19 protein-coding genes and 1 pseudogene are annotated in these 21,764 nt (G+C 65.0%); 8 read left to right on the forward strand and 12 right to left on the reverse strand.

The window, feature by feature from the left end:
* The first annotated feature begins 37 nt into the window (after positions 1-37).
* From MRBLMI13_RS08125 to trxA, 4 genes are all read left to right on the forward strand, one after another.
* On the forward strand, positions 38-2,251 hold the full coding sequence (locus tag MRBLMI13_RS08125) for a DUF6049 family protein (protein ID WP_367821716.1): 2,214 nt from the start codon (positions 38-40) through the stop codon (positions 2,249-2,251).
* The gene (murJ, locus tag MRBLMI13_RS08130; RefSeq protein ID WP_367821718.1) at positions 2,244-3,863 is read left to right on the forward strand and encodes a murein biosynthesis integral membrane protein MurJ; all 1,620 of its coding nucleotides are present in this window, start codon (positions 2,244-2,246) and stop codon (positions 3,861-3,863) included. The genes MRBLMI13_RS08125 and murJ overlap by 8 nt, the downstream gene beginning before the upstream one ends.
* Positions 3,864-3,952: 89 nt before the next feature.
* Positions 3,953-4,927, forward strand: coding sequence for a thioredoxin-disulfide reductase (trxB, locus tag MRBLMI13_RS08135; protein ID WP_042541570.1), 975 nt, complete (start codon positions 3,953-3,955; stop codon positions 4,925-4,927).
* A gap of 66 nt (positions 4,928-4,993) precedes the next feature.
* On the forward strand, positions 4,994-5,317 hold the full coding sequence (trxA, locus tag MRBLMI13_RS08140; RefSeq protein ID WP_042541543.1) for a thioredoxin: 324 nt from the start codon (positions 4,994-4,996) through the stop codon (positions 5,315-5,317).
* Between the two features lie 58 nt (positions 5,318-5,375).
* Here trxA and MRBLMI13_RS08145 read toward each other — a convergent pair whose 3' ends face one another.
* The 12 genes from MRBLMI13_RS08145 to rpmH all read right to left on the reverse strand — a co-directional run bounded on the left by MRBLMI13_RS08145 (position 5,376) and on the right by rpmH (position 16,659).
* Positions 5,376-5,894 carry a GrpB family protein gene (locus MRBLMI13_RS08145; protein WP_309692428.1) on the reverse strand — a complete coding sequence of 173 codons (519 nt, stop codon included), beginning with the start codon at positions 5,892-5,894 and terminating at the stop codon, positions 5,376-5,378.
* Between the two features lie 22 nt (positions 5,895-5,916).
* The gene (locus tag MRBLMI13_RS08150) at positions 5,917-6,252 is read right to left on the reverse strand and encodes a hypothetical protein (RefSeq protein WP_042541545.1); all 336 of its coding nucleotides are present in this window, start codon (positions 6,250-6,252) and stop codon (positions 5,917-5,919) included.
* A 9-nt stretch (positions 6,253-6,261) separates the two neighbouring features.
* Positions 6,262-7,710 carry a sugar porter family MFS transporter gene (locus tag MRBLMI13_RS08155; RefSeq protein WP_042541546.1) on the reverse strand — a complete coding sequence of 483 codons (1,449 nt, stop codon included), beginning with the start codon at positions 7,708-7,710 and terminating at the stop codon, positions 6,262-6,264.
* A gap of 62 nt (positions 7,711-7,772) precedes the next feature.
* A complete protein-coding gene (locus MRBLMI13_RS08160) occupies positions 7,773-8,741 on the reverse strand; it encodes a ParB/RepB/Spo0J family partition protein (RefSeq protein WP_079113844.1) in 969 nt (322 codons plus the stop codon).
* The gene (locus MRBLMI13_RS08165) at positions 8,741-9,616 is read right to left on the reverse strand and encodes a ParA family protein (RefSeq protein ID WP_157550015.1); all 876 of its coding nucleotides are present in this window, start codon (positions 9,614-9,616) and stop codon (positions 8,741-8,743) included. Before MRBLMI13_RS08165 ends, MRBLMI13_RS08160 begins: the two co-directional genes overlap by 1 nt.
* A gap of 821 nt (positions 9,617-10,437) precedes the next feature.
* Positions 10,438-10,896, reverse strand: coding sequence for an AAA family ATPase (locus tag MRBLMI13_RS08170; RefSeq protein ID WP_367821723.1), 459 nt, complete (start codon positions 10,894-10,896; stop codon positions 10,438-10,440).
* A 2,701-nt stretch (positions 10,897-13,597) separates the two neighbouring features.
* Positions 13,598-14,227 carry a 16S rRNA (guanine(527)-N(7))-methyltransferase RsmG gene (gene rsmG / locus MRBLMI13_RS08175; RefSeq protein WP_367821725.1) on the reverse strand — a complete coding sequence of 210 codons (630 nt, stop codon included), beginning with the start codon at positions 14,225-14,227 and terminating at the stop codon, positions 13,598-13,600.
* Positions 14,228-14,261: 34 nt separating this feature from the next.
* Positions 14,262-14,741: a protein jag gene (locus MRBLMI13_RS08180; RefSeq protein ID WP_367823084.1), complete on the reverse strand. Its 480-nt coding sequence runs from the start codon at positions 14,739-14,741 to the stop codon at positions 14,262-14,264.
* A gap of 8 nt (positions 14,742-14,749) precedes the next feature.
* The gene (gene yidC, locus MRBLMI13_RS08185; protein ID WP_042541552.1) at positions 14,750-15,820 is read right to left on the reverse strand and encodes a membrane protein insertase YidC; all 1,071 of its coding nucleotides are present in this window, start codon (positions 15,818-15,820) and stop codon (positions 14,750-14,752) included.
* A gap of 3 nt (positions 15,821-15,823) precedes the next feature.
* Complete coding sequence (gene yidD / locus MRBLMI13_RS08190; protein WP_042541553.1) at positions 15,824-16,174, reverse strand: membrane protein insertion efficiency factor YidD; 351 nt, start codon at positions 16,172-16,174, stop codon at positions 15,824-15,826.
* Positions 16,171-16,515 carry a ribonuclease P protein component gene (rnpA, locus tag MRBLMI13_RS08195; RefSeq protein WP_079113846.1) on the reverse strand — a complete coding sequence of 115 codons (345 nt, stop codon included), beginning with the start codon at positions 16,513-16,515 and terminating at the stop codon, positions 16,171-16,173. Before rnpA ends, yidD begins: the two co-directional genes overlap by 4 nt.
* Positions 16,516-16,521: 6 nt before the next feature.
* A complete protein-coding gene (rpmH, locus tag MRBLMI13_RS08200; RefSeq protein WP_042541555.1) occupies positions 16,522-16,659 on the reverse strand; it encodes a 50S ribosomal protein L34 in 138 nt (45 codons plus the stop codon).
* 378 nt (positions 16,660-17,037) lie between these two features.
* Here rpmH and dnaA point away from each other — a divergent pair.
* From dnaA to MRBLMI13_RS08220, 4 genes and pseudogenes are all read left to right on the forward strand, one after another.
* Positions 17,038-18,366: pseudogene (gene dnaA, locus MRBLMI13_RS08205) on the forward strand (chromosomal replication initiator protein DnaA); the annotation flags it as partial.
* Between the two features lie 493 nt (positions 18,367-18,859).
* The gene (gene dnaN, locus MRBLMI13_RS08210; RefSeq protein WP_042541557.1) at positions 18,860-20,002 is read left to right on the forward strand and encodes a DNA polymerase III subunit beta; all 1,143 of its coding nucleotides are present in this window, start codon (positions 18,860-18,862) and stop codon (positions 20,000-20,002) included.
* 63 nt (positions 20,003-20,065) lie between these two features.
* A complete protein-coding gene (gene recF / locus MRBLMI13_RS08215; RefSeq protein WP_367821729.1) occupies positions 20,066-21,226 on the forward strand; it encodes a DNA replication/repair protein RecF in 1,161 nt (386 codons plus the stop codon).
* Positions 21,219-21,722: a DUF721 domain-containing protein gene (locus MRBLMI13_RS08220; RefSeq protein ID WP_042541559.1), complete on the forward strand. Its 504-nt coding sequence runs from the start codon at positions 21,219-21,221 to the stop codon at positions 21,720-21,722. The genes recF and MRBLMI13_RS08220 overlap by 8 nt, the downstream gene beginning before the upstream one ends.
* Positions 21,723-21,764 lie beyond the last annotated feature (42 nt).

The following is a 21,764-nucleotide window of genomic DNA, read 5'->3' on the forward strand; positions in this document are numbered from 1 at the left end:
AGCAGCCTGGGATCCCCGGCGTTCGAGGAAGACCTTCATGACCGCGACCACCCCCGAGAACGGCCTCCGCACGCGCCTGCACCGCCTGGCACGCGGATCCGTCATCTCGGCGATCGTTCTCGGCCTGACCGGCGCGGGGGCCGGCAGCGCGTTCGCCGCCACCGATGCCGAGTCCGAGGGCTCGTCGATCGATCTGCTCGTCTCTGCCGGTGTCCGCGGCACGGTCGCTCCTGGGGCCGCGACGACGGCCTCGATCACCGTGCAGAACGACTCCCGGACCGAGCTCTCGTCCGGTCGCGTCACCGTGGAGCTCAACCGCACCCCCCTCACCGACGAGGCCGCCGTCTCGACATGGCTCGACGAGGCAGACGCCACGGGCGGCTTCGAACAGCTCGGCTCTGAGACGACTGCGCCCGTTGACGCCGAGGGATCCGTGACCTCGAGCCTCTTCCTGCCGCCCGAGGTGCTGGGCGACCTCGCCCCCGGCGTCTACCCGTTGCGAGCGACCCTCAGCGGAGCACAGACCGATGCTCAGGACGATGCGCGATCGGTGACGTCGACAACGGTGCTCGTCGTGACCGCCGCCGCGAACCCTCCCATCGCTGTGATGGTGCCGATCACGGCCACGCCCGACAACGGTGCCCTCCTGACCGCAGACGAACTCAGTGCCCTCACCGCCCCCGACGGCGCACTCACCGCGGCCGTCGAAGGAGTTCGCGGAACCTCGGCGATCCTGGCGATCGACCCGGCGATTCCAGCCGCCATCCGGGTGCTCGGCTCCTCCGCGCCGCAGAGCGCCCGCGAGTGGCTGCGCCTTCTCGACGCATTGCCCAACGAGCGCTTCGCTCTGCAGTTCGCCGATGCCGACGCCACGACGCAGGCGCAGGCGGGCCTTCCCACGCTCCTGCAGCCCACGACGCTCGCGCCGTTCCTCAACCCGAGCAACTTCACCGAGCCCGCAGACGAGACTCCCACCCCCACCCCCACCGCGACTGCTGAGCCGACTCCGGCCTCGGTACCGACAGAGGGCGCCGCGCCGTCAGAAGGCACTGCGCCGACGCCGGCGCCGACACCGAGTGACGAACCGACGTCGCCACCCACCGATGGCTCTGTGCTGCCCGATGATGCCGGACTCACCGCCATCGAGGGCACGACCCCGGGAATCCTGTGGCCGCGCAGCGATGTGTCCGCCGCCGACCTCGACGTCTTCTCGACGTATATGAGCGACGGCGCGGTCACGGTCCTGTCGTCGTCGGCCATCGAGGGCGCCGTCGGTGCGCACGCCGGTGTGGATGGGCGCAGCGTGCTGGTCACCTCGGCTGCAGCATCCGATGCCCTGTCGCAGGCCGCAGGGGAAGACGACACCGCCGCGCGTCAGCAGTGGCTCGCCGAGGCGAGCGCCCACATCTCCCTGACGGGCCAGTCGAACCCGACCGCACCGCTCCTGATCGGACTCGACCGTGACGAGACGCGCACGGCCGAGGCGCTCAGAGAGGCCGTCGCGTCGGTCGACTCCCTCGGATTCGGTCTCGCCGAGGTGCTGGCAGTCCCGGAGACTCCGGCGACGCTCTCGACCGATCCCGATCAGGCTCGTGCTACGGCTCTGCAGCGGATGCTCGAGAGCGAGATCGTGCTCGGCGATTTCGCCACGATCCTCGACGACAGTCAGCTGCTGCTGAGCCCCAAGCGCATCCAGATCATGCGGGCTACTGCGGTCGGCCTCACGGAGAAGGGATTCGACGACGCCGTCTCCGACGTGAACATCGCGACGACAGAGACCCTGAACGCCGTCGACATCCCTCCGGCAAGCACCATCCAGCTGCTCTCCGCCAACGCCGACCTGCCGTTCTCGGTGCGCAACGATCTGCCGTGGCCGGTGAACATCCAGCTCAGCGTCACGCCGAGCGACCCGCGTCTCGACGTGCAGTCGGTGACGCCCTGGACGATCCAGCCCGGAACCACCACGAGGGTCAAGGTCCCCGTATCGGCCCGTGTCGGCAGCGGCGAGGTCACCCTGACGCTGTCGCTCTCGAGCCCCACCGGCGTGCCCATCAGTCAGCCGGAGAGCGTCCGCGTCTCGGTGCGGGCCGAATGGGAGGCGATCGGTCTCGGAGTCTTCGGCGGCCTCATCGTGCTGCTTCTCGGTCTCGGCATCATCCGCACCGTCCGACGTCGGCGCCGCGAGGCCGTCGCTGAGAACGAACAGGAGACGACATCCGAGTCCGATGCCGTCGAGGAGATGAATGAGTAGTCTCGGGCGCGCCAGCGCACTTATCGGGGCGGGCACGCTCATCTCGCGCGTCACCGGTCTCCTGCGCACCATCGTCCTCGTGGGCGTGATCGGCTCGGTGAGCGCGGGCGCGGCAGACGCGTTCGCCATCGCGAATCAGCTGCCCAACAACGTCTTCTCGTTGATCTCGGTGGGTGTGCTGACCGCGGTGATCATCCCCCAGATCGTCAAGGCGGCAGCGGATGCCGACGGCGGCAACGCGTTCATCTCCAAGCTGTTCACGCTCGGCACAGTTGTGCTGGTCGTGATCACGGGGGCTGCGACAGTCGCATCTCCCTGGCTGGTGGGGCTCTACGCCGGCAAGGACGCGTCGTCGGAGTTCCTCGCGCTCGCGACGGCGTTCGCCTACTGGTGCATGCCGCAGATCCTGTTCTACGGTCTCTACGCGCTTCTCGGCGAGGCGCTCAATGCCCGTCGGATCTTCGGCCCCTTCACCTGGGCGCCGGTCGTCAACAACATCGTGTCGATCGTGGGCTTCCTGATCATCGGTGCTCTGTTCGGCGGTCCGCTCACCCGCATCTCCGACTGGACACCCGAGATGATCGCCGCGCTCGGCGGAACGGCGACGCTCGGCATCCTGATCCAGGCAGCGATCCTGCTGATCTTCTGGCGCCGCACGGGTCTCGCGCTACGACCCGATTTCCGCTGGCGCGGTGTCGGGCTGGGCACCGTCGGCAAGCTCGCCGGGTGGACATTCCTGATGGCCCTCGCCAGCCTTATCGCTGGTCTGATTCAGACTCAGATCCTCATCGAGGCGGCCGGCAAGGGCGCTTCCGTCGCCACGTTCCAGTACGCGTGGCTCATCTTCATGCTGCCGTATTCGATCATCGTGTTGTCCATCGGGACGCCCTACTTCACGCAGATCAGCGAGCATGCCGCAGCAGGCAGAGACGCTGAGGTCCGCAAGGACATCGCTCAGAGCATCCGCACCCTGCTGTTCTTCATCGCGGTCGCGGTCGCGGCCGTCGTCGCCGCGGCTGTGCCTGCGTCGCGCGTGTTCACGAACGAGGCGCCGGATGCCGAAGCAGCAGCTCTCGTGCTCGTCTGCTTCCTGGTGTGTCTGGTGCCCTTGACGATCCTGTTCATCGTCCAGCGAACGTTCTACGCCTACGGTGACACCCGCACGCCCTTCTGGTTCACGCTCTTCCAGTGCGCGCTGGTCGTCGTCAGCGCGCTCGTCGCCCAGTCGCTGCTCGCCGCCGGCGTCTTCGAGGTCACCTCACTCGCCGCCGCGATCGCGCTGGGGCAGTCGATCGCGAGCACGATCCAGACAGTGGTCGCCGTCTGGCTGCTGCATCGCAAGATCGGCGGACTCGAGATCCGCACCTGGATGAGCGCCATCCTCCGTTTCGCGATCGCCGCCGTTCCTGCCGGAGTCGCGGGATGGGGGGTCTTCCTCCTCCTCGGCGGCCCGACCGGCTGGACCACCGCCGACAAGATCCAGGGTGCCCTCGGCACCTGCATCATCGGCATCGCCGTCGTGGGCGTCTACATCGGCATCCTGGCCCTGCTGCGTGCCCCCGAGCTCAAGGTCGCGGGCTCCATGCTGCGGCGGTTCCTGCCAGGTCGCTGACCGCTCCTCGCGCGGGAATGTCGCGCGGCTACCATTGGTTGAAGCAGTCGAACGTCTTTCGGCGTCTCAGCATCTACGACGGAGAGCACATGCGTCAGGTCATCATCATCGGTTCGGGTCCCGCCGGATTCACCGCCGCCATCTACGCGGCGCGCGCGAACCTCAAGCCGCTGCTCATCGCGAGCACGGTCGAGGTCGGCGGAGAGCTGATGAACACCACCGAGGTCGAGAACTACCCCGGCTTCCCCGAGGGGATCCAGGGACCCGAGCTCATGGCCAAGTTCCAGGAGCAGGCTGAGAAGTTCGGCACCGAGGTCGTCTACGACGACGTCACCGAGCTCGACCTTGCCGGCCCCGTCAAGAAGGTCACGCTGGGCAGTGGCACCGTGCACGAGGCCCAGGCGCTGATCTACGCGACCGGCTCGGCCTACCGCAAGCTCGGCATCGAGGGCGAAGAGCGTCTCTCGGGCTACGGCGTCTCGTGGTGCGCCACGTGCGACGGCTTCTTCTTCCGCGAGAAGACGATCGCTGTCGTCGGCGGCGGCGACTCGGCGATGGAAGAGGCCACGTTCCTCACCCGCTTCGCCGAGAAGGTCTACGTCATCCACCGCAAGGACTCCCTGCGTGCGTCGAAGATCATGCAGGAGCGCGCGTTCGCGAACGAGAAGATCGAGTTCGTGTGGAACAGCGAGGTCGCCGAGATCCTCGGTGGCGACTCCGTCTCGGGTGTGCAGCTGCGTAACACGGTCGACGGCACGCTCAGCGATCTCGCCCTCGACGGTCTGTTCATCGCGATCGGCAACGACCCGCGCACGCACCTCGTGCACGACAAGCTCGAGCTGACCGCAGAGGGCACCATCTGGGTCGACGGCCGCTCGTCGGTCACGTCGGTTCCCGGTGTCTTCGCCGCCGGTGACGTCATCGACCCCACCTACCGCCAGGCCATCACGGCCGCGGGCTCGGGAACGGTCGCGGCCCTCGACGCCGAGCACTTCCTGGCCGATCTTGAAGACGCCTCGGTCGAGTTCCCGGCTGCGGAGGCCGCGGAGATCATCACCGCCTGAGCGGCAGGGAACAGTTTCACCTCGTCTGCTGTTGTAGCAGGCGAACCTCGAACAAGGAGAACTCTGATGAGTGCAAAGGCTACGAGCCAGGCGACCTGGGAGCAGGACGTTCTGCAGGCCGAAGGTCCCGTCCTCGTGGACTTCTGGGCCGAGTGGTGCGGACCCTGTCGCATGGTCGCGCCGGTGCTGGACCAGATCCAGGCCGACAACCCCGACAAGATCACCATCCTCAAGCTGAACGTGGACGAGAACCCGCAGCTGGCGATGAAGTACCAGATCACCTCGATCCCCGCGATGAAGGTGTTCCAGGGCGGTGAGGTCAAGACGACCATCATCGGCGCCAAGCCGAAGCCGGCCCTCGAGCAGGATCTCGCCGCGTTCATCGGCTGATCCCGCGTAGACACGGGCCGTCACTCCTCCGGGAGTGGCGGCCCTTTCTTCGTGCCCCCTATTTGTCGTAGACCGGCACCGACGGCAGTCCTCGGGCTGCGCGCGCTCGGTCGACGATCTCCTGGATCACGGGAGTCTTCGCGGCGTTGTAGGTCGACGCACCGCGTGCGGCGGCAGCCACCGCGTCGCACTTGGCGTGGGAGTAGCGGTCGGCATCGTCGGGATGCGACCGCAGCCAGTCCCTGAGCAGCCGCTGATGCACGGCATCCCACTCCCCCTCGACGAAGAAGTGCGCGATCGCACTGCGGATGCCGTCGGCTTCGAGGATCATCACCGGATGAGAGCGCACGGCGCTGCCCCGCCGCCAGCCACCGCCCTGCAGAGCCTGGCTGTGGATCTCGAAGTCATCGAGGTCCCTGATCCTGACGGCCACATCGATGATGGGCTTCGCACGCATCCCCGGGATCGCCGTCGAACCGATGTGCTCGATCGTCCAGTCGGCATCCCCGAGAGCGCGGATCTGCCGTGCGATCCTCTCGAACTGCTCCGGCCAGGTGGGGTCGTAGCCGACAAGCATCCGAGGCATCGTTCCGCGGCCCTCAGGAGGCGTCGGCGACCGAGGGATCCCAGCGGCGGTGGCGCTGCTTCTCGTCGAGAAGGCCCCAGACCGCCGGGGTGAGCTCCGGGTACTCCAGCGCGATCTGGCGAAGCACACGGTAGTGCCGAGCGGCGTTCGGGCGCACGCCGTCGTTCGCCGTGATGTTGTCGGCGCGCAGCAGGTAGACGACGAGCTCGTCGACGCTCGGCAGCTCCTCCATGAACTCCCAGGGGTCTTCTCCGCTCAGAAGCCTCTCCTGGATCAGCACGGCGAGTTCGTCCGACGCTTCTGCTCTCAGCACTTCGAGGCTGGCGCGGCGCGGAACGGACTCTGTCATGCTTCCAGCCTACGTCGCCTTGCGCGTGCCCCGGCGCTCCACCGTCAGCTCGTCGGTCATCTCCTCGAGCTCTTTGCCCTTGGTCTCCGGCACCTTGAAGTACACGAAGAAGAACGACAGCAGAGCGAAGAACGCGTAGAAGCCGTAGGCGAAGGTGAGGCCGATGTCGGCGAAGATCGGGAACGTCGTCGAGATGAAGAAGTTGGCCGCCCACTGCGCGGCCGCAGCGACCGCAAGGGCACCGGCACGGATCGAGTTCGGGAAGATCTCGCCCAGAAGAACCCACACGAGCGGACCCCAGGTGGCTCCGAAGAACACCACGAAGCCGTTGGCGCAGATCAGGGCCACTGTCGCCCATGGATCGGGAAGCGTCGCCGCGCCTTCGGCGTCGAGGGTGCCGAACGAGAAGGCCAGGGCCATCAGCCCGAGGGTCACTGTCATGCCCACCGAACCGACCAGGAGCATGATGCGGCGCCCCACCTTGTCGACGAGCAGGATCGCGATGATCGTCACCACGATGTTCGTCACCGACGTGATGACGGAGGTCAGCAGAGCGCTCGACTCGTCGAATCCGACCGACTGCCACAGCGTCGTCGAGTAGTAGAAGATGACGTTGATGCCGACGAACTGCTGGAACACCGACAGCAGGATGCCGACCCAGACGATCGGCTTCAGCCCGAGACGGCTGCCGCGAAGGTCGCGCAGCGACTCCTTGCGCTCCGTGTCGATCGTGCTGGTGATCTCCTTGATCTTCGCGTCGACGTCGACGGCGCCTGTGACGGTCTCCAGCACCTCTGCGGCACGCGTCATATCGCCCTTGCGCACGAGATACCTCGGCGACTCGGGAAGCCGCAGAGACACCAGCCCGTAGACCAGCGCGGGGATCGCCGCGACCATGAACATCCAGCGCCATGCCGTGAGCCCCCACAGGGGCTGGTCCGCTGCCCCTGCGATGTTCGCGAGCAGAGCGTCGGACAGCAGCGCAGCGAAGATACCCGTGACGATGGCGAGCTGCTGCAGAGACCCCAGTCGTCCTCGAATCGCGGCAGGTGAGACCTCAGCGATGTATGCAGGGGCGATGACGGATGCCGCACCGACGCCAAGGCCTCCGATGACCCGCCAGATGATCAGGTCGACGACGCTGAAGGCGAGTCCGGATCCGATCGCCGAGATGAAGAACATCGCTGCGGCGACGACCATCACGGGGATGCGCCCCCGCTTGTTCGCGATGGGGCCTGCGAACCATGCTCCCACCGCGCAGCCGATCAGAGCCGACGAGACGGCGAAGCCCTTGAGCCCGACCCCGAGGTCGAAGCCCGAGACGTCACCCGCGAGGGCATCGACGGCGCCGTTGATCACCGCAGTGTCGAAACCGAAGAGGAAACCTCCGAGAGCTGCGGCGATACTCACCGCGATGACGCGTCGCCTGACGCCTTCCGGATTCAGCGCTTTGGACATGGCATCCCTCTCGTCATCGCGATGTCGAGAGTCTACGACCGGTCAGTGGCTGCGGCGCGGCATCACGCCGGGCCATACCCCGATTCGCCGAGTTCGCTGAGGATCCGGTTCAGGTCCTGGATCGAAGCGAAATCGATGATGACCTGGCCTTTTCGTGCACCCAGCGAGACCTTGACCCGGGTGTTGAGGCGATCCCCGAGGGTGCCGGCGACCTCATCGAGATAGGCTCGGCGAGCGCCGGGGGTCGGCTTCGCGGTGCGACCGGGACTCGCCGGCTCGGTCTTCGCGGCGACCTCCGTGGCTCGTACCGACAGGTCTTCGTTCACGACCTTGTCAGCAAGACGCTGCATCGCCTCCGGCGTCTCCAGGCTGAGGATCGCGCGAGCGTGTCCAGCGGTCAGCACACCTGCGGCCACGCGCTGCTGCACGGGCATGGGCAGCTTGAGCAGGCGGATGGTGTTGCTGATCTGCGGGCGCGATCGGCCGATCCGAGTAGCCAGCTCCTCCTGGGTGATGCCGAAGTCCTCGAGCAGCTGCTGGTAGGCCGAGGCCTCTTCGAGTGGGTTCAGCTCGGAGCGGTGAAGGTTCTCGAGCAGTGCGTCGCGCAGGAGGTCTTCGTCGGCGGTCTCGCGGACGATGGCGGGGATCTTCTCGAGGCCGGCTTCACGGGCAGCGCGTGTGCGCCGCTCCCCCATGATCAGCTCGTACTCGCCGTCACTGTTCTTGCGCACCACGACCGGCTGCAGCACGCCGAACTCGCGCACGCTGTGCACGAGCTCCGCGAGATCCTCCGCATTGAAGTGCGTACGCGGCTGGCGCGGGTTCGGCACGATCTTCTGCGGGTCGACCTGAATCAGGTGGATGCCGGGCACGACCTCGAGGTCGGCTTCAGCGGCAGGCTGGTCGCTGGTCTGATCCGTCGCCGGACGCAGGTTGGCACCGGGGAAGAACACATCCACGGGACGCTCGGACTGATCTGCTGTGGGAATGAGAGCGCCGATGCCCCGACCCAGTCCAGTGCGCTTCGCCATCATTTCTCCTTGCTCTGCGTCGCCGTCCGCGACGCGATCTCGACAGCGGCCTCGCGATACGCGACGGCGCCGGCGGATTGCCCATCGTAGGCGATCACGGTCTGACCGAAACTCGGTGCCTCCGACACCCGCACCGAGCGCGGGATGACGGTGTCGAGCACCTGATCGGGGAAGTGTGTGCGGACCTCGTCAGCGACCTGCTGCGCCAGCCGCGTACGGCCGTCGAACATCGTCAGCAGGATCGTGGAGAGATGAAGCCCAGGATTCAGGTGCTTCTGGATCATCTGGATGCTGCCGAGAAGCTGGCTCAGCCCCTCGAGTGCGTAGTACTCGCACTGGATCGGGATGAAGACCTCACTCGCCGCCGTGAAGGCGTTGATCGTGAGCAGACCCAGAGAAGGAGGGCAGTCGATGATGACGAAATCCATCGGGCTGTCGACGAGATAAGCGTCGAGCGCTCGTCGCAGGCGATGCTCACGCGCGACCTGAGCCACGAGCTCGATCTCAGCCCCGGCGAGGTGGATGGTGCTCGGAGCGCAGAAGAGGTTCTTGTCTTCCGGGCTCTGCTGCACGATGTCGGCGAGCGGGACGTCGTCGATCAGAACGTCGTACACACTCGGGGTATCGGCGTTGTGCGGCACACCGAGAGCGGTCGATGCATTGCCTTGTGGGTCGAGGTCGATCACCAGGACCTTGGCGCCGAGACCCGCCAGTGCCGAAGCGACGTTGACGGCGCTCGTGGTCTTGCCGACACCACCCTTCTGGTTCGAGACCGTGAGGATGCGGGTGTCTCCGGTGAAGTCGATGTTCACCGTCTCGAGCGCACGGCGTCGAGCGGAGAGGTCGGCGAGTTCCCGCGCGAGCGGCGTATCCATCCCGAAAGAGTCCTTCGGTGATGCCTTTTCGGGCTGTTTCACGTGAAACATCCACTCCTTTCGGGGCCGTCCTCCACTCTAATCGCTGCGGCGGACGTTGCTGCGTCGGAGCTGGCGCTGGCAGCGGTCTCGGTGGCGATTTTGGGAGTCTCTCCGGGTCAACTCGCCCGGGAGCAGCGAGTCTCGCGGCGCAAACGCCCCGCTGCGCGCCGAGGTTCTGGGGGGAGCATGGGTCGGGGTCAGAGGTGCCGCGTCGTGCGCGGGATCGGAGCACGAGCTGGTCCCGCCCTTTTACTCCCGGTGGATGTGCGCGATTGCGGTCCCCGCGCTTTCGTCGTCATCGACACGCTCGCACCGTGTGCACGGCGGTGACACGACAGATGAATCACGCTCTGTCTGTGATGCCTTGGTGCGGCGTCTCGTCTCCCGCCCTGGGCTGCACACACGCCGGCGGGGGACCACTGCTGCGTCGTCATCCGCTGGAGCATCGCCGACTGCGACGTCGCCCTCGTCCTCGCCCTCGCCCTCGCCCTCTGTATCGTGGGCCTCACGCGCGAAGTGGTCGAACAGCAGTAACGCATCATCCCGTGCGGCACGTGATGTGCGGGTTGGGCTCATCCTCACCATCGTTGTGATGCGCGCTCATACCCGTGGAGATCAGCCGAATCACCTCCTGAACTGCACATCCGCTGCGCTGCCGGCAGCCTGCGCACAGCTATGGGACCACGGCTGGGTCATCCCTGTCGGCGCCGCGGAGCCTTGTCGGCCTCTGCCATCGTTCTCGCGCGTGCATCCTCGCGAGTGAACGAAGTCGGTGTGTTTCACGTGGAACGGTCAGCGCCGCGCAAGAGCTCTTCGATCCGATCGACCACATATTCGAGGGATTGCGTAGCGTCGATCTCCACCGTCGCCGTCGCACGGAGCCGTGGTTCAACCGACGCCTGATTTGACGTGATCTCTTCCTGCTCAGCTGCGGTCGAGCCGTAAGGGTTCGTGGTGCGTCGCCGGACCCTGTCGAGAAGTACCGCGATGGGCGCCGACAACAGAACCACGTGATCGAAGCGGTCGTAGAAGTCGCCTTGATTCTCGACGGTGCCGGACACGACCACTTCGGTACTCTCCCCCAACAGAGCACCCATCAGAACGTCGTCCCACAGCCCCGCCTCGGTGGTCCAGTGGCCGTAGTCCGTGTCGACGACGGGGTAGCCCCGCTCCCCCAACTCGCGGAGTACGCTCGACTTGCCGACACCCGACATACCGGTGATGAGCAAGCGAACCATGTGCTCACGATACCGATGTTTCACGTGGAACATTGGCTCTCCGCGTCAGCGCCACCCGCCCGTATCAATGCTGATGCACATCGGCTGGATTACGCCTCTACGGAACGCGCGATTCACTGTGACCCCTATCGTCGACCCCTATCGTCGCGACGGACCCTGCGTTCCGTTCGGCTCCTCCACGATCGATGCGCCGGGTGACTCCGGCGCTCTCGGGCACTGTCGCACTGACTCGGTCTCCGGTCATCGGGGTAGTTGGGTCAGAGACCCCTTCTCCTGATGTGGCCGCGCCGCTCACGGTCTACGCGCGAGAGCTCTCCGTAGTTCGGCCGTCCTGAAGAGCCTCGCAAATCGCTCACCTACCCTCTGTCGCCACAGCGTGTGTTGGCCCCAAACGCGTGAAGTGAGTCTTCGGAGTAGGAACGGCCTCCTACCCAGCGCGTATCCCCACTTCCCCGCGCTTGGGTCAGCCACCAAGGCCGGAACGCCCGACCACCCACCGTCGTGGGATCGCACATCCCGCGATTAAAACGGGTCGCCTGCACTTCACGTAACCCCAAGAGGTGGCCTCCTGTGGGGCTCGAACTCCCGCGGCCCATAGTCCCAGTCGCACTCAGGATCTGATCGGACCGCTCGAGTCACGTATATGGGAGTCACGCGACCACGGTGTTCCACGTGAGACAGCTGCTTCACGTGAGCGCGATGTTTCACGTGAACGCCCTTGATGATCATCCTCTGGGCAGCCCCTCCCCCCCCCCAATCAGGTCCAGACCTCCAATCTCGCGCCTACGGCTCGTTCGCCACAGGACACAACGGACGTGTGACACTCCCAACACGACCCTGCGGTTCCGCTGGGTGTGCGGAAGCACGCTCAAAAGGGCCCTCCATGTTCCTCTGGTGAGGAGACGCCGTCGCAACGCACCGCGGCATCGCTAAGAAGGACGAAGGCTCTCGGCTGCGACTGCTACGGCCTACTCATGCCTGTACGCGCCGACTGCTGCGGGCGCAATCGCGCTTTCTTGGAGTCGACGACACTTCTCACAATGACGTTTCACGTGAAACACCCGCCCCATGCCCAGATCGTGCGTGTTGGATGTGGTCACACCTCACCCCCACCTGTCGTGGTTCGACTCCTCACGCCACGAGCACCGTTATTGCGGCCACGAACAGCCACTATGCAAGTAGACAGCCGGGCTGATTGAAAGGTCGCGAAGGCGTGTCCTCGGCACTACCAGATCTCGAATTGGGGCACTAAGTTCAGGTATTTCGCCGAGTCCACCGACGCTGGACGAACGAGTCACTCCGGACGAGGATCTCTCCCCCCAAGGGGCAGAAGAGTGCGTTTCACGTGAAACATGCTCGAGGGATCCCCTATTGAAAGCGCAGCTAGAGACACAACGGGATAGCACCCCGCGCGCCCTGGCTACTGGGATCGGTCCGGTCCCTCCGGCTCGGTCGGGTCGACAGAGCATTGTCACCAGCGTCAATCCGGCTGGATAGGCACCTCCCACTGAGAAGGATCTTCTCCAGGTACGTCTACATGACGCATGCGCGCGCCGTCATGAGATCTCGCCGCGCAGACTCAATGCCCGGCGACTTCGCTGACCCGGCTCAGGCCGGACAGGGGGCGTGACACTCGCGGCCGGCGTCGAGCCCTATGAGCAGACCACAGCTCCCTTGTCAGATGCGTTTCACGTGAAACACCGTGGCGACCTACCTAACCCTCGGGCTGTCCGACCGGGCAGTGACGCTCGCGGCGGGCGTCGAGCCCTATGAGCAGACCACGGCTACCTCGTCAGATGCGTTTCACGTGAACACCGTGGAGATCTACCTAACCCTCGGACTGACCGACCGGGGAGTGACGCTCGCTCACCTCCCCCCTGCTCAACGGCCAGGCGTCGCACGCGACCGCGACTGCGGCTCAACACTTGTGTCCATTGCGACCCAGCTCGCGCAGGCCGGCGAGTGAAGTTCGCGAAGTACACCGCGACGCCTACGACCAAGAAACAGCGGCATGAACAAGGAGTGTTTCACGTGAAACACTTCTCGGACCTAGCGACGCGTGACCGAACCACGCTGCCACTATGACTCACCTTCACTGTCCCACGGCGAAGATCACGTTGAACGAGCGGGGTCGCCGGCGCAGCCCGCGCCCGCTCTTGCTCCCGCTTGCGCTCACGCTCGCGCTCGAAAAGCAACGACTCCGGTGTGTGTTTCACGTGAAACATCGGAAACACTCTCCACACCAGCTGAAGTCCCTCGTGCACTCCCCATCGCCCCAGATCAGCGCCACTCACGGCGCGCAGGATCTCCGAGGGCTCCTACACCTCCTCGGCATCCACCTCCCGCGGACGCTGACGTCACGATGCACGAGCGCCGGCCGGTGACGCGCGGGCACCGTTCGTCCTGGAACCAGGCGTGTGACCTCTGTTGCCGCGAGGGTTCGGCTACGATGCCGCGGCAGGGGCGCCACCAAAGAAGACTTCACCGAGAACGTCAGAACCGCAAGATTTGTCGTAGACCTATCGCCCGCCGACAGGGACGTGGGGGTCAAACGCCCCCGCGCTTAGATCCGAACCGTCCATCTCAGCCGGACCACTCAGCACTGGAGTGGGTGCCACGTCCGAAAAGGCGGACCCTGTATTCCGACGATTCCCGGCGCGTCTGGCCAAGATCCCTTAGGAGCTGCAGCGCGCGGCTTTGTCTACCGAACCCGAGCCCGAACGACGCGGGTGCTTTCAGCGAGGAGTCCCTCTCCGAGCACTTCGACACGGACGTCTGAGAGGCGGAACTTCTTGATCTGCTTCTGCGCCGCTTCGATCTCGTTGTCGGCGTTCATCCCCTTGAGCAGCAGGAGCTCTCCCCCATCACGAACAAGAGGAGCGGTGAGCGGGATGAGCGTCTTGAGCGCGCTGACCGCGCGCGCGGTGACGACATCGAACCCCGCCGGACGAGGTACGTCCTCAGCACGCGCGCGCACGACCTCGACGTTGTCCAGGGTCAACTCCGCCACCTGCTCGTTCAGCCACGTGGTGCGACGCTCCATCGGTTCGATGAGCGTCCACTCCACGTCAGGGCGGGCGATCGCGAGCACGATTCCAGGCAGTCCCGCACCGGAGCCGATATCCGCAACCGATCCGTGGAACAGAGGAGCAGCGATGACGCTGTTCAGAATGTGCCTGGTCCACAGACGCGGAAGCTCGAGGGGGCCGATCAGACCCCTTTCCTCCCCATGCTCAGTCAGGGCTGCTGCGAACCGGCGTGCCAGCTCGATGCGGTCTCCGAAGAGCTCGGGCGCGACGGAGGGCTCGACCTCGACATCGACATCACTCACGACAGCATCCTGATCAGATGTTCCACGTGAAACGTCAACGACGCCGCAGAACCGTGTGGCGGTCGGCACCCTCGCCGTACGACTCGGAAACAAGTCCCTGATCAGCGGCAATATCGTGCACAAGCTTGCGCTCATAGCTGGACATCGCGGGCAACGATGCCTGAGTCGCTCCATCATCGAGCTTCGCGGCCGCCGCATTCACCAGCGTCTCGAGCTGGCGACGGCGTGCGTCGCGAGACCCGCCGACATCGAGGATCAGTCGCGAGAACGAACCGGTCTTGTTCTGGACAGCCAGGCGCGTCAGCTCCTGAAGAGCCTGCACTGTTTCGGGAGCAGACAGCAGAGCCAGTCCGTCTCCTTCAGCCTCGACCGACACGTAGGCGCGGCCTTGGCGGACATCGAGGTTCAGATCGCCGTCGATGTCAGCGATGTCGAGCAGCTCTTCGAGGTAGTCAGCGGCGACGTCGCCCTCGTTCTCGAGCTCGGCGACCGTGGGCTCCACGGTCTCGGTCATGTTGTCGGTCACGAACCGCTCCCCTTCTTCTTGGCACGCTTCTTGCCCACGGGCTGCTGGCGCTTCGGAGTCTGCGCCTTGGCTCGCTCCGCCTCTTCGAGCAGCCGCTGCTGCTCTGCTTCATAGGCGGCCATGGGAACGACCTTGCCCGAGGAATCGATCGCCTTGCCCTTGCGGGCGAGTCGCTCTTCACGCGCCTTCGCGGCTTCAGAACCGGGAGTCGGCATCTCGCGGATGACCAGGAACTGCTGACCCATGGTCCACAGGTTCGAGATGAACCAGTACACGACGACGCCGAGCGGGAAGAAGATGCCCGAGAAGATGAAGCCGAGCGGCAGCACGTAGAGCATGATCTTCTGCATCTGGTACGCCTGGCCGGTCTTGGCCTCGGGCGACAGGTTCTTCGAGATGATCTGCAGCTGCGTGAAGAACTGCGACGCGATCATGAGCACGACGAGCGTGACCAGGATGATGATCGCGGTGGTGTTGCCGGCGTCCACTGCGTTGCCGAGCGTCTCGTGAAGAGAGGCGACCCCGAAGAGCTCCGCGTTGTAGAACTGCTCGGTGAGCTCTGCATTCAGCAGGCCCACGCCGCCGACGCCCTGATTGTGGTGCTTCGAGACATCGCTCAGCACACTGAACAGAGAGAAGAAGATCGGCATCTGCACGAGGAGCGGCAGACAGCTCGACATCGGCGTCGTGCCGTGCTTCTTATAGAGGCCCATGGTCTCGCGGCTCATCGCCTCACGAGACAGCTGATCCTTCTTGCCCCGGTACTTCTCCTGAACTTTTCGCAGCTCAGGAGCGATTTCCATCATCTTTCGCTGGCTCTTGATCTGCTTCACGAAGAGCGGGATCAGGGCAGCGCGCACCACGATCACGAGGCCGACGATCGAGAGCACCCAGGTCAGACCGGATGCTGCCGGCAGACCGACGGCGGTCAGGAGCCAGTGCCAGGCGACGAGGACGAGCTCGACGACCCACTTGAGGGGCCAGAGAATGGTTCCGATCAGATCGAAGCCGCCGGAGGCAGGCTCCGGTGACGGTGTTGCGCTGGCGAGCAGAAGGTCAAGACCCACCGATCAATCCTTTCGGGCAGGGACGACGAAACCGCGAGCGGTCAGGTCATAACGGAAGTGTTGGTGCGGACGGACGTCGTCGACGCCGCCGTGGCTCCAGGGATTGCAACGAAGGATGCGCCATGCCGAGAGCATCGCTCCCTTCACCGCGCCGTGCTGTTGCACCGCACCTACAGCGTAAGCGGAACAGGATGGGTAATAGGCGCAGACATCTCCGTACATGGGGGAGATCACCTTGCGATACCCGGTGAGGAACCCCAGAACGAGATTCCTCGGAATCAGCGGGATGCTGCGCAGCACGTCCCCGGTCTGCAGATGAGCGCTGCCGATCGAAGATGCCGGAAGGGCGGTCATGCTCGACCCTGCCCGAGACGGTCGAGGCAGCGGTTCACATCGGCGCTCAGCTCTGCGTAGGTGGCTGTCGCGGATGCAGGAAGGGCACGGATGACGACATCCGTGCCCTCGGGGACCCGCGACAGCGCATCCGCACACACGGCTTTGAGTCGCCGACGAACGGTGTTGCGCACCACAGCGGTGCCCACCTGCTTGCTGATGATGAATCCGAACCTCGCGGCTCTGCTCTCGCCCGTCGTCAGCATCGATGTGACGACTTTGGCTCCGCCACAACGGGATCCGCGTCGAACGACCAGGCGATAGTCGCTCCCGCGGGTCACACGAAACGGGCGGGCGAGCACAGCGATTTACGCGGAGAGCTCGGTGCGGCCCTTCGCGCGACGGGCCGAGAGGATCGAACGACCGGCGCGCGTGCGCATGCGAAGACGGAAGCCGTGCTTCTTGGCGCGACGACGGTTGTTGGGCTGGAAGGTGCGCTTGCTCATGAAATCACTCCGGGAATGCTGCCACCGGGATCATTTTGACCGGAGACATAGGGATCTGCCATTCAGGCATAAGTCAACCGATTAAGGGTACGTCCTGGCGGCCCACAGAGCAAATCTGCGCGCTTCGGCACGGACCCTGACAGGATCCGCACAGCTATTATCCACAACCTGCCGCGTGCACGTATGCGCAACACGCGCGCGGATTTCTCAGGGCAGGTTGCCGTTCACAGCCGTGGTGACTACCGTGGCATCCGAAGTTATCCACAGGCGAGCCGCGTCATCCCGACGGCCCGTCGCCCCTCAGCACGGAGCGTCATGTCATCACCTGCCCAGCCCGACGTTCCGATCTGGACCACGGTGCAGGAGCTCCTCGAAGCGGATGACCGAGTCACCCCTCAGCTCCAGGGATTCCTCAGCCTCGCGGTTCCCGCCGGTGTGATGGCGGCGACGCTCTATCTCGAGGTTCCCAACGATCTCACCGCGGCGCAGATCAACAAGAGGCTGCGGCTTCCGATCATGGAGGCTCTCTCTCACATCGGCGACGAGGTCACCTCCTACCGAGTGGTGGTCAACCACGAACTCGCCGAGCAGCCGACGGCGCCCATCGCCGTCGCGGATTACGGCCGCCAGGAGCAGACGCGCGTCGAATCTCCGATGGAGCAGCCGACGCAGCAGCGCCACGAGTCGCGCCTCAACCCCAAGTACACCTTCGACAACTTCGTCATCGGCCAGTCCAACAGGTTCGCTCATGCCGCAGCAGTCGCGGTCGCCGAGGCGCCGGCCAAGGCATACAACCCGCTCTTCATCTACGGTGACTCGGGCCTGGGCAAGACCCACCTGCTGCACGCGATCGGAGACTACGCCCAGTCGCTCTATGCCGGCGTCAAAGTCAGGTACGTGTCGAGTGAGGAGTTCACGAACGACTTCATCAACTCGATCGCGAACAACCGAGGTGCAGCCTTCCAGGCTCGCTACCGCGATGTCGACATCCTCCTGATCGATGACATCCAGTTCCTCCAGGGTCGCGCCGAGACGCAGGAAGCCTTCTTCCACACCTTCAACACGCTCCACGACCACAACAAGCAGGTCGTGATCACGAGCGACGTCGCCCCGAAGCACCTGACCGGCTTCGAGGACCGCATGCGCAGCCGGTTCGAGTGGGGCCTGATCACCGACGTCCAGGCTCCCGACCTCGAGACCAGGATCGCGATCCTGCGCAAGAAGGCGCAGAGCGAAGCCCTCCATATTCCCGACGAGGTACTCGAGTACATCGCCACGGTGGTGTCGTCGAACATCCGCGAACTCGAGGGCGCGTTGATCCGGGTCTCGGCCTTCGCCAGCCTGAACCGCTCGGCTCTCGACATCTCCCTCGCGCAGACGGTGCTGCGCGACATCATCGACACGGCGGAAGACAACATCATCTCGCCGACCGACATCATCACCGCCACCGCGCAGTACTTCAAGCTGACCGTCGACGACCTCTATGGCTCGAGCAGGTCGCAGCAGATCGCCACGTCGCGTCAGATCGCCATGTACCTGTGTCGGGAGCGCACGAGCCTGTCACTGCCGAAGATCGGGCAGCTGTTCGGCAACCGGGATCACACCACGGTCATGTACGCCTACAAGAAGATCAGTGAGCTCATGAAAGAGCGTCGTTCGATCTACAACCAGGTGACCGAGATCACCACGCAGCTCGGTCGGCGCTGACCTCAGGACACCTCGAAAAGGGGGTCGTGGCTTCCGTTGGGACGCTACGGCCCCCTTTCTGTGCGTGTGAGAGGCATACGGCCGGCTCGATCGATGCCAGTTTGCACATGTGGATAACTTGTGGATGACTCGCCTCGAGATCGGGACGGATGTGTGTGAAACCACCGAACCTGTGGATAACTAGGGGAGACGGTCGGACCGAGGGGAAGGTGTCCACCCGCGGATTCCTCAGGGTTTCCACAACTGACAACCGTGTAGTTCCTTACTCGCGTCTGCTTTCCACCGAGTTATCCACAGTATCCACAGGTGTTAACACCGTTAAGGAGTTAATTCAATTCAAGGGCGATCCGATCACCAGACGGTGGGGAAAGTCCGACGGGACGGAGGTTTGCGCCGCTCGTAGGGATACGCCCGACTGTGGGGCTAGCATGGGAAGCCCTGCACAGGCAGGACCGATGACGAACCGTCTCAGAATGACGACAAGGGAGCACCCGTGAGGTTTCAGGTCAACCGCGATGTCTTCAGCGAGGCTGTGTCCTTCGTCGTCAAGCTCCTTCCGCAGCGCAACCCGCAGCCGATCCTCGCCGGAGTCCTGATCGAGGCAGACGGATCCGGACTGACTCTCTCCGCTTTCGACTACGAAGCATCCGCTCGGACCACCATCGAAGCCACGGTCGACACTCCCGGCACGATCCTCGTCCACGGTCGACTGCTCTCCGACATCGCCAGCCGCCTCCCCAACGCACCGATCGAGATCGCCGTCGAGGACGACGGCAGCATCACGGTGACCTGTGGCTCCGCACGATTCACCCTCGCAGCCATGCCGGTCGAGGAATATCCCTCGATCCCCGAGGTCTCAGGCTCGTCCGGTGTGGTTCCCGCCGACGACTTCGGAACGGCGATCGCACAGGTCGGCTTCGCCGCATCACGCGATGATGTCACCCCTGTGCTCACCGGTGTCCAGCTCGAAGTCTCCGGGCACACGCTCAGCCTGGTCGCCACCGACCGCTACCGCGTCTCGCTCAGGGACGTGCCGTGGGATGGCGAAGCCGTCGAGGCGAGCGCACTGGTTCCCGCACGCACGCTTCTCGAGGTCGGAAAGACCTTCGGTCACGCCGGAACGATCCAGATCGCGTTCTCCGGAGCCGGCGATCGTGAGATCATCGCCTTCACGGCGGGCAACAAGACCGTCACCTCGCTGCTGATCAAGGGCAACTTCCCGCCTGTCCGTCGTCTCTTCCCCGAGCAGACCGAGCACTACGCGGTCGTCAACACCGCCGACCTGGTCGAAGCGGTGCGCCGTGTGTCGCTCGTGCTGGATCGTGCAGCCCCGCTGCGCTTCACGTTCACGTCCGACAGCGTCACGATGGACGCGTCGGGCAGTGAGCACGCCCGTGCATCGGAGTCCGTCGACGCGATCCTGAACGGTGGCGACGATGTCACTCTCGGTCTCAACCCGCAGTACCTCATCGAGGCACTCGGAGCGGTCAAGAGCGAGTTCGTGCGCGTCACGTTCACCTCGAGCGACAACGCGAACAAGCTCAGCCCCGTGCTGATCACGAGCCAGACCTCGGTCGATCAGGCCGGACTCGACTCGTTCAAGTACCTGCTGCAGCCCAACCTGCTGCTCCGCTGATCCTGCGACGGGCGCGCTCCGCGCGGCGACAGCGGTGTCAGACCCCGAAGGTAGGCTGACAGCGTGATTGTGGAACACCTGAGCCTGGTCGACTTCCGCAACTACGCGACCGCGGATCTCGCACTGCACAAGGGGCCCAACGTCCTGGTCGGCCGCAACGGTCAGGGCAAGACCAACCTCGCCGAGGCCGTCGTCTTCCTCGCCACGCTCGGCTCTCACAGGGTCTCGTCGGATGCGCCGATGGTGCGTGAAGGTCAGGATTTCGCGATCATCCGCGCGCGCCTCTCGCACGGCGAACGCAAAGTGCTGATCGAGGTTCAGCTCAACAAGCACGGCTCGAACAAGGCACGCATCAACGGCTCGCCGTCGAAGACCAACGAGCTTCCCCGGTATGCCCATGTGGTGCTGTTCGCCCCGGAGGATCTGCAGATCGTGCGCGGCGACCCGTCTTCTCGGCGTCGCTTCGTCGACCAGCTGCTCATACAGCGCACTCCTCGCATGTCGTCGGTGCTCGCCGACTACGACCGTGTGCTCAAGCAGCGCAACGCCCTTCTCAAGTCGGCCCGAGCGCGGGGCATCAAGGGCGAGGGCCTGAGCACCCTCGATGTGTGGGACGACAAGCTGGTCTCCCTCGGAGCAGAGATCATCACGGCACGACAGCGTCTGGCGGCCGACCTCCAGACCCCGGTGGCAGAGGCGTATGCGGCGATCGCCGGCGAAGACCATCGTCCCCAGCTCGACTGGGCACTCTCGGTGCGAGGGGCAGACCCCGAAGAGGGGGTCGACGCGCCGGCCGAGACCTCGGGAGACATCGCCGAGATGTTCCACGCCGCACTGCTCGCCAAGCGGTCGAACGAGCTCGACCGCGGGCTCACCCTCACCGGACCCCATCGCGACGATCTCGTTCTCCGCGTTCGCGGGCTGCCCGTGAAGGGCTATGCGTCGCATGGGGAATCGTGGTCGGTTGCTCTCGCCCTGCGCCTCGCCTCGGCCGAGCTGCTGCGCAGCGAGTCCCCCGCCGGCGACCCCGTGCTCATCCTCGACGACGTGTTCGCCGAACTCGACGCCGAGCGCCGTCAGCGCCTCGCCGCGCTGACCGCAGGGTACGAGCAGGTGGTCGTGACCGCGGCCGTGGAGGAGGATATCCCCGAGGTGCTCCACGCGCATGTGGTGAGGATCTCGGCCGGAACCATCAGCGATGAGAGGGAGGTGCCGCATGAGTGACGCCGCACCCGTTCCGGCATCCGAGACTCCGGAGACGGTCGCGACGTATCTGCGTCTGCGCGGTCTCGCACCGAGCTCCAAGACGTGGAAGCGCAAGCGGCGCATCGTCACCGACGATGACAACGCCCCCTTCACGCCCGGACGTGACCCCGGTCCCCTCGGAGCGGTGCTCGACAAGCTCAGCCGCGACTCCGGGTGGCAGAAGACTCTTGCCCGTGAAGACCTGGTCAGGCAGTGGGCCGATCTTGCGGGTACGGACACGGCGAAGCACTCCGAACCCGTCTCGCTCGAACGCGGAGTGCTCACCGTGAAGTGCGATTCGACGGCCTGGGCGAAGAACCTGCAGTACATGCGCGGGACCATCCTCACCGAGATCGGCCGACGGTATCCGGATGCGGGGGTCGAGAACCTCCGCTTCATCGGACCGGACGTACCCTCATGGAAATGGGGTCCCAGAGTCGTTCCAGGACGGGGCCCGCGCGATACCTACGGGTAGGGCACCGTTCAGGGGGTTCAAGAGGCTCAGAGGGCCACACAC

Origin of the sequence: Microbacterium sp. LMI13-1-1.1 (assembly GCF_040815625.1) — a bacterium.
In the GTDB taxonomy this organism is placed as follows: Bacteria; Actinomycetota; Actinomycetes; order Actinomycetales; family Microbacteriaceae; genus Microbacterium; species Microbacterium forte.

Coding starts and splice junctions, on each gene's coding strand:
- MRBLMI13_RS08125 (WP_367821716.1), top strand. CDS start 38: ATGACCGCGACCACCCCCGAGAACGGCCTCCGCACGCGCCTGCACCGC.
- murJ (WP_367821718.1), top strand. CDS start 2,244: ATGAGTAGTCTCGGGCGCGCCAGCGCACTTATCGGGGCGGGCACGCTC.
- trxB (WP_042541570.1), top strand. CDS start 3,953: ATGCGTCAGGTCATCATCATCGGTTCGGGTCCCGCCGGATTCACCGCC.
- trxA (WP_042541543.1), top strand. CDS start 4,994: ATGAGTGCAAAGGCTACGAGCCAGGCGACCTGGGAGCAGGACGTTCTG.
- MRBLMI13_RS08145 (WP_309692428.1), bottom strand. CDS start 5,894: ATGCTTGTCGGCTACGACCCCACCTGGCCGGAGCAGTTCGAGAGGATC.
- MRBLMI13_RS08150 (WP_042541545.1), bottom strand. CDS start 6,252: ATGACAGAGTCCGTTCCGCGCCGCGCCAGCCTCGAAGTGCTGAGAGCA.
- MRBLMI13_RS08155 (WP_042541546.1), bottom strand. CDS start 7,710: ATGTCCAAAGCGCTGAATCCGGAAGGCGTCAGGCGACGCGTCATCGCG.
- MRBLMI13_RS08160 (WP_079113844.1), bottom strand. CDS start 8,741: ATGGCGAAGCGCACTGGACTGGGTCGGGGCATCGGCGCTCTCATTCCC.
- MRBLMI13_RS08165 (WP_157550015.1), bottom strand. CDS start 9,616: ATGGATACGCCGCTCGCGCGGGAACTCGCCGACCTCTCCGCTCGACGC.
- MRBLMI13_RS08170 (WP_367821723.1), bottom strand. CDS start 10,896: ATGGTTCGCTTGCTCATCACCGGTATGTCGGGTGTCGGCAAGTCGAGC.
- MRBLMI13_RS08180 (WP_367823084.1), bottom strand. CDS start 14,741: ATGACCGAGACCGTGGAGCCCACGGTCGCCGAGCTCGAGAACGAGGGC.
- yidD (WP_042541553.1), bottom strand. CDS start 16,174: ATGACCGCCCTTCCGGCATCTTCGATCGGCAGCGCTCATCTGCAGACC.
- rpmH (WP_042541555.1), bottom strand. CDS start 16,659: ATGAGCAAGCGCACCTTCCAGCCCAACAACCGTCGTCGCGCCAAGAAG.
- MRBLMI13_RS08220 (WP_042541559.1), top strand. CDS start 21,219: ATGAGTGACGCCGCACCCGTTCCGGCATCCGAGACTCCGGAGACGGTC.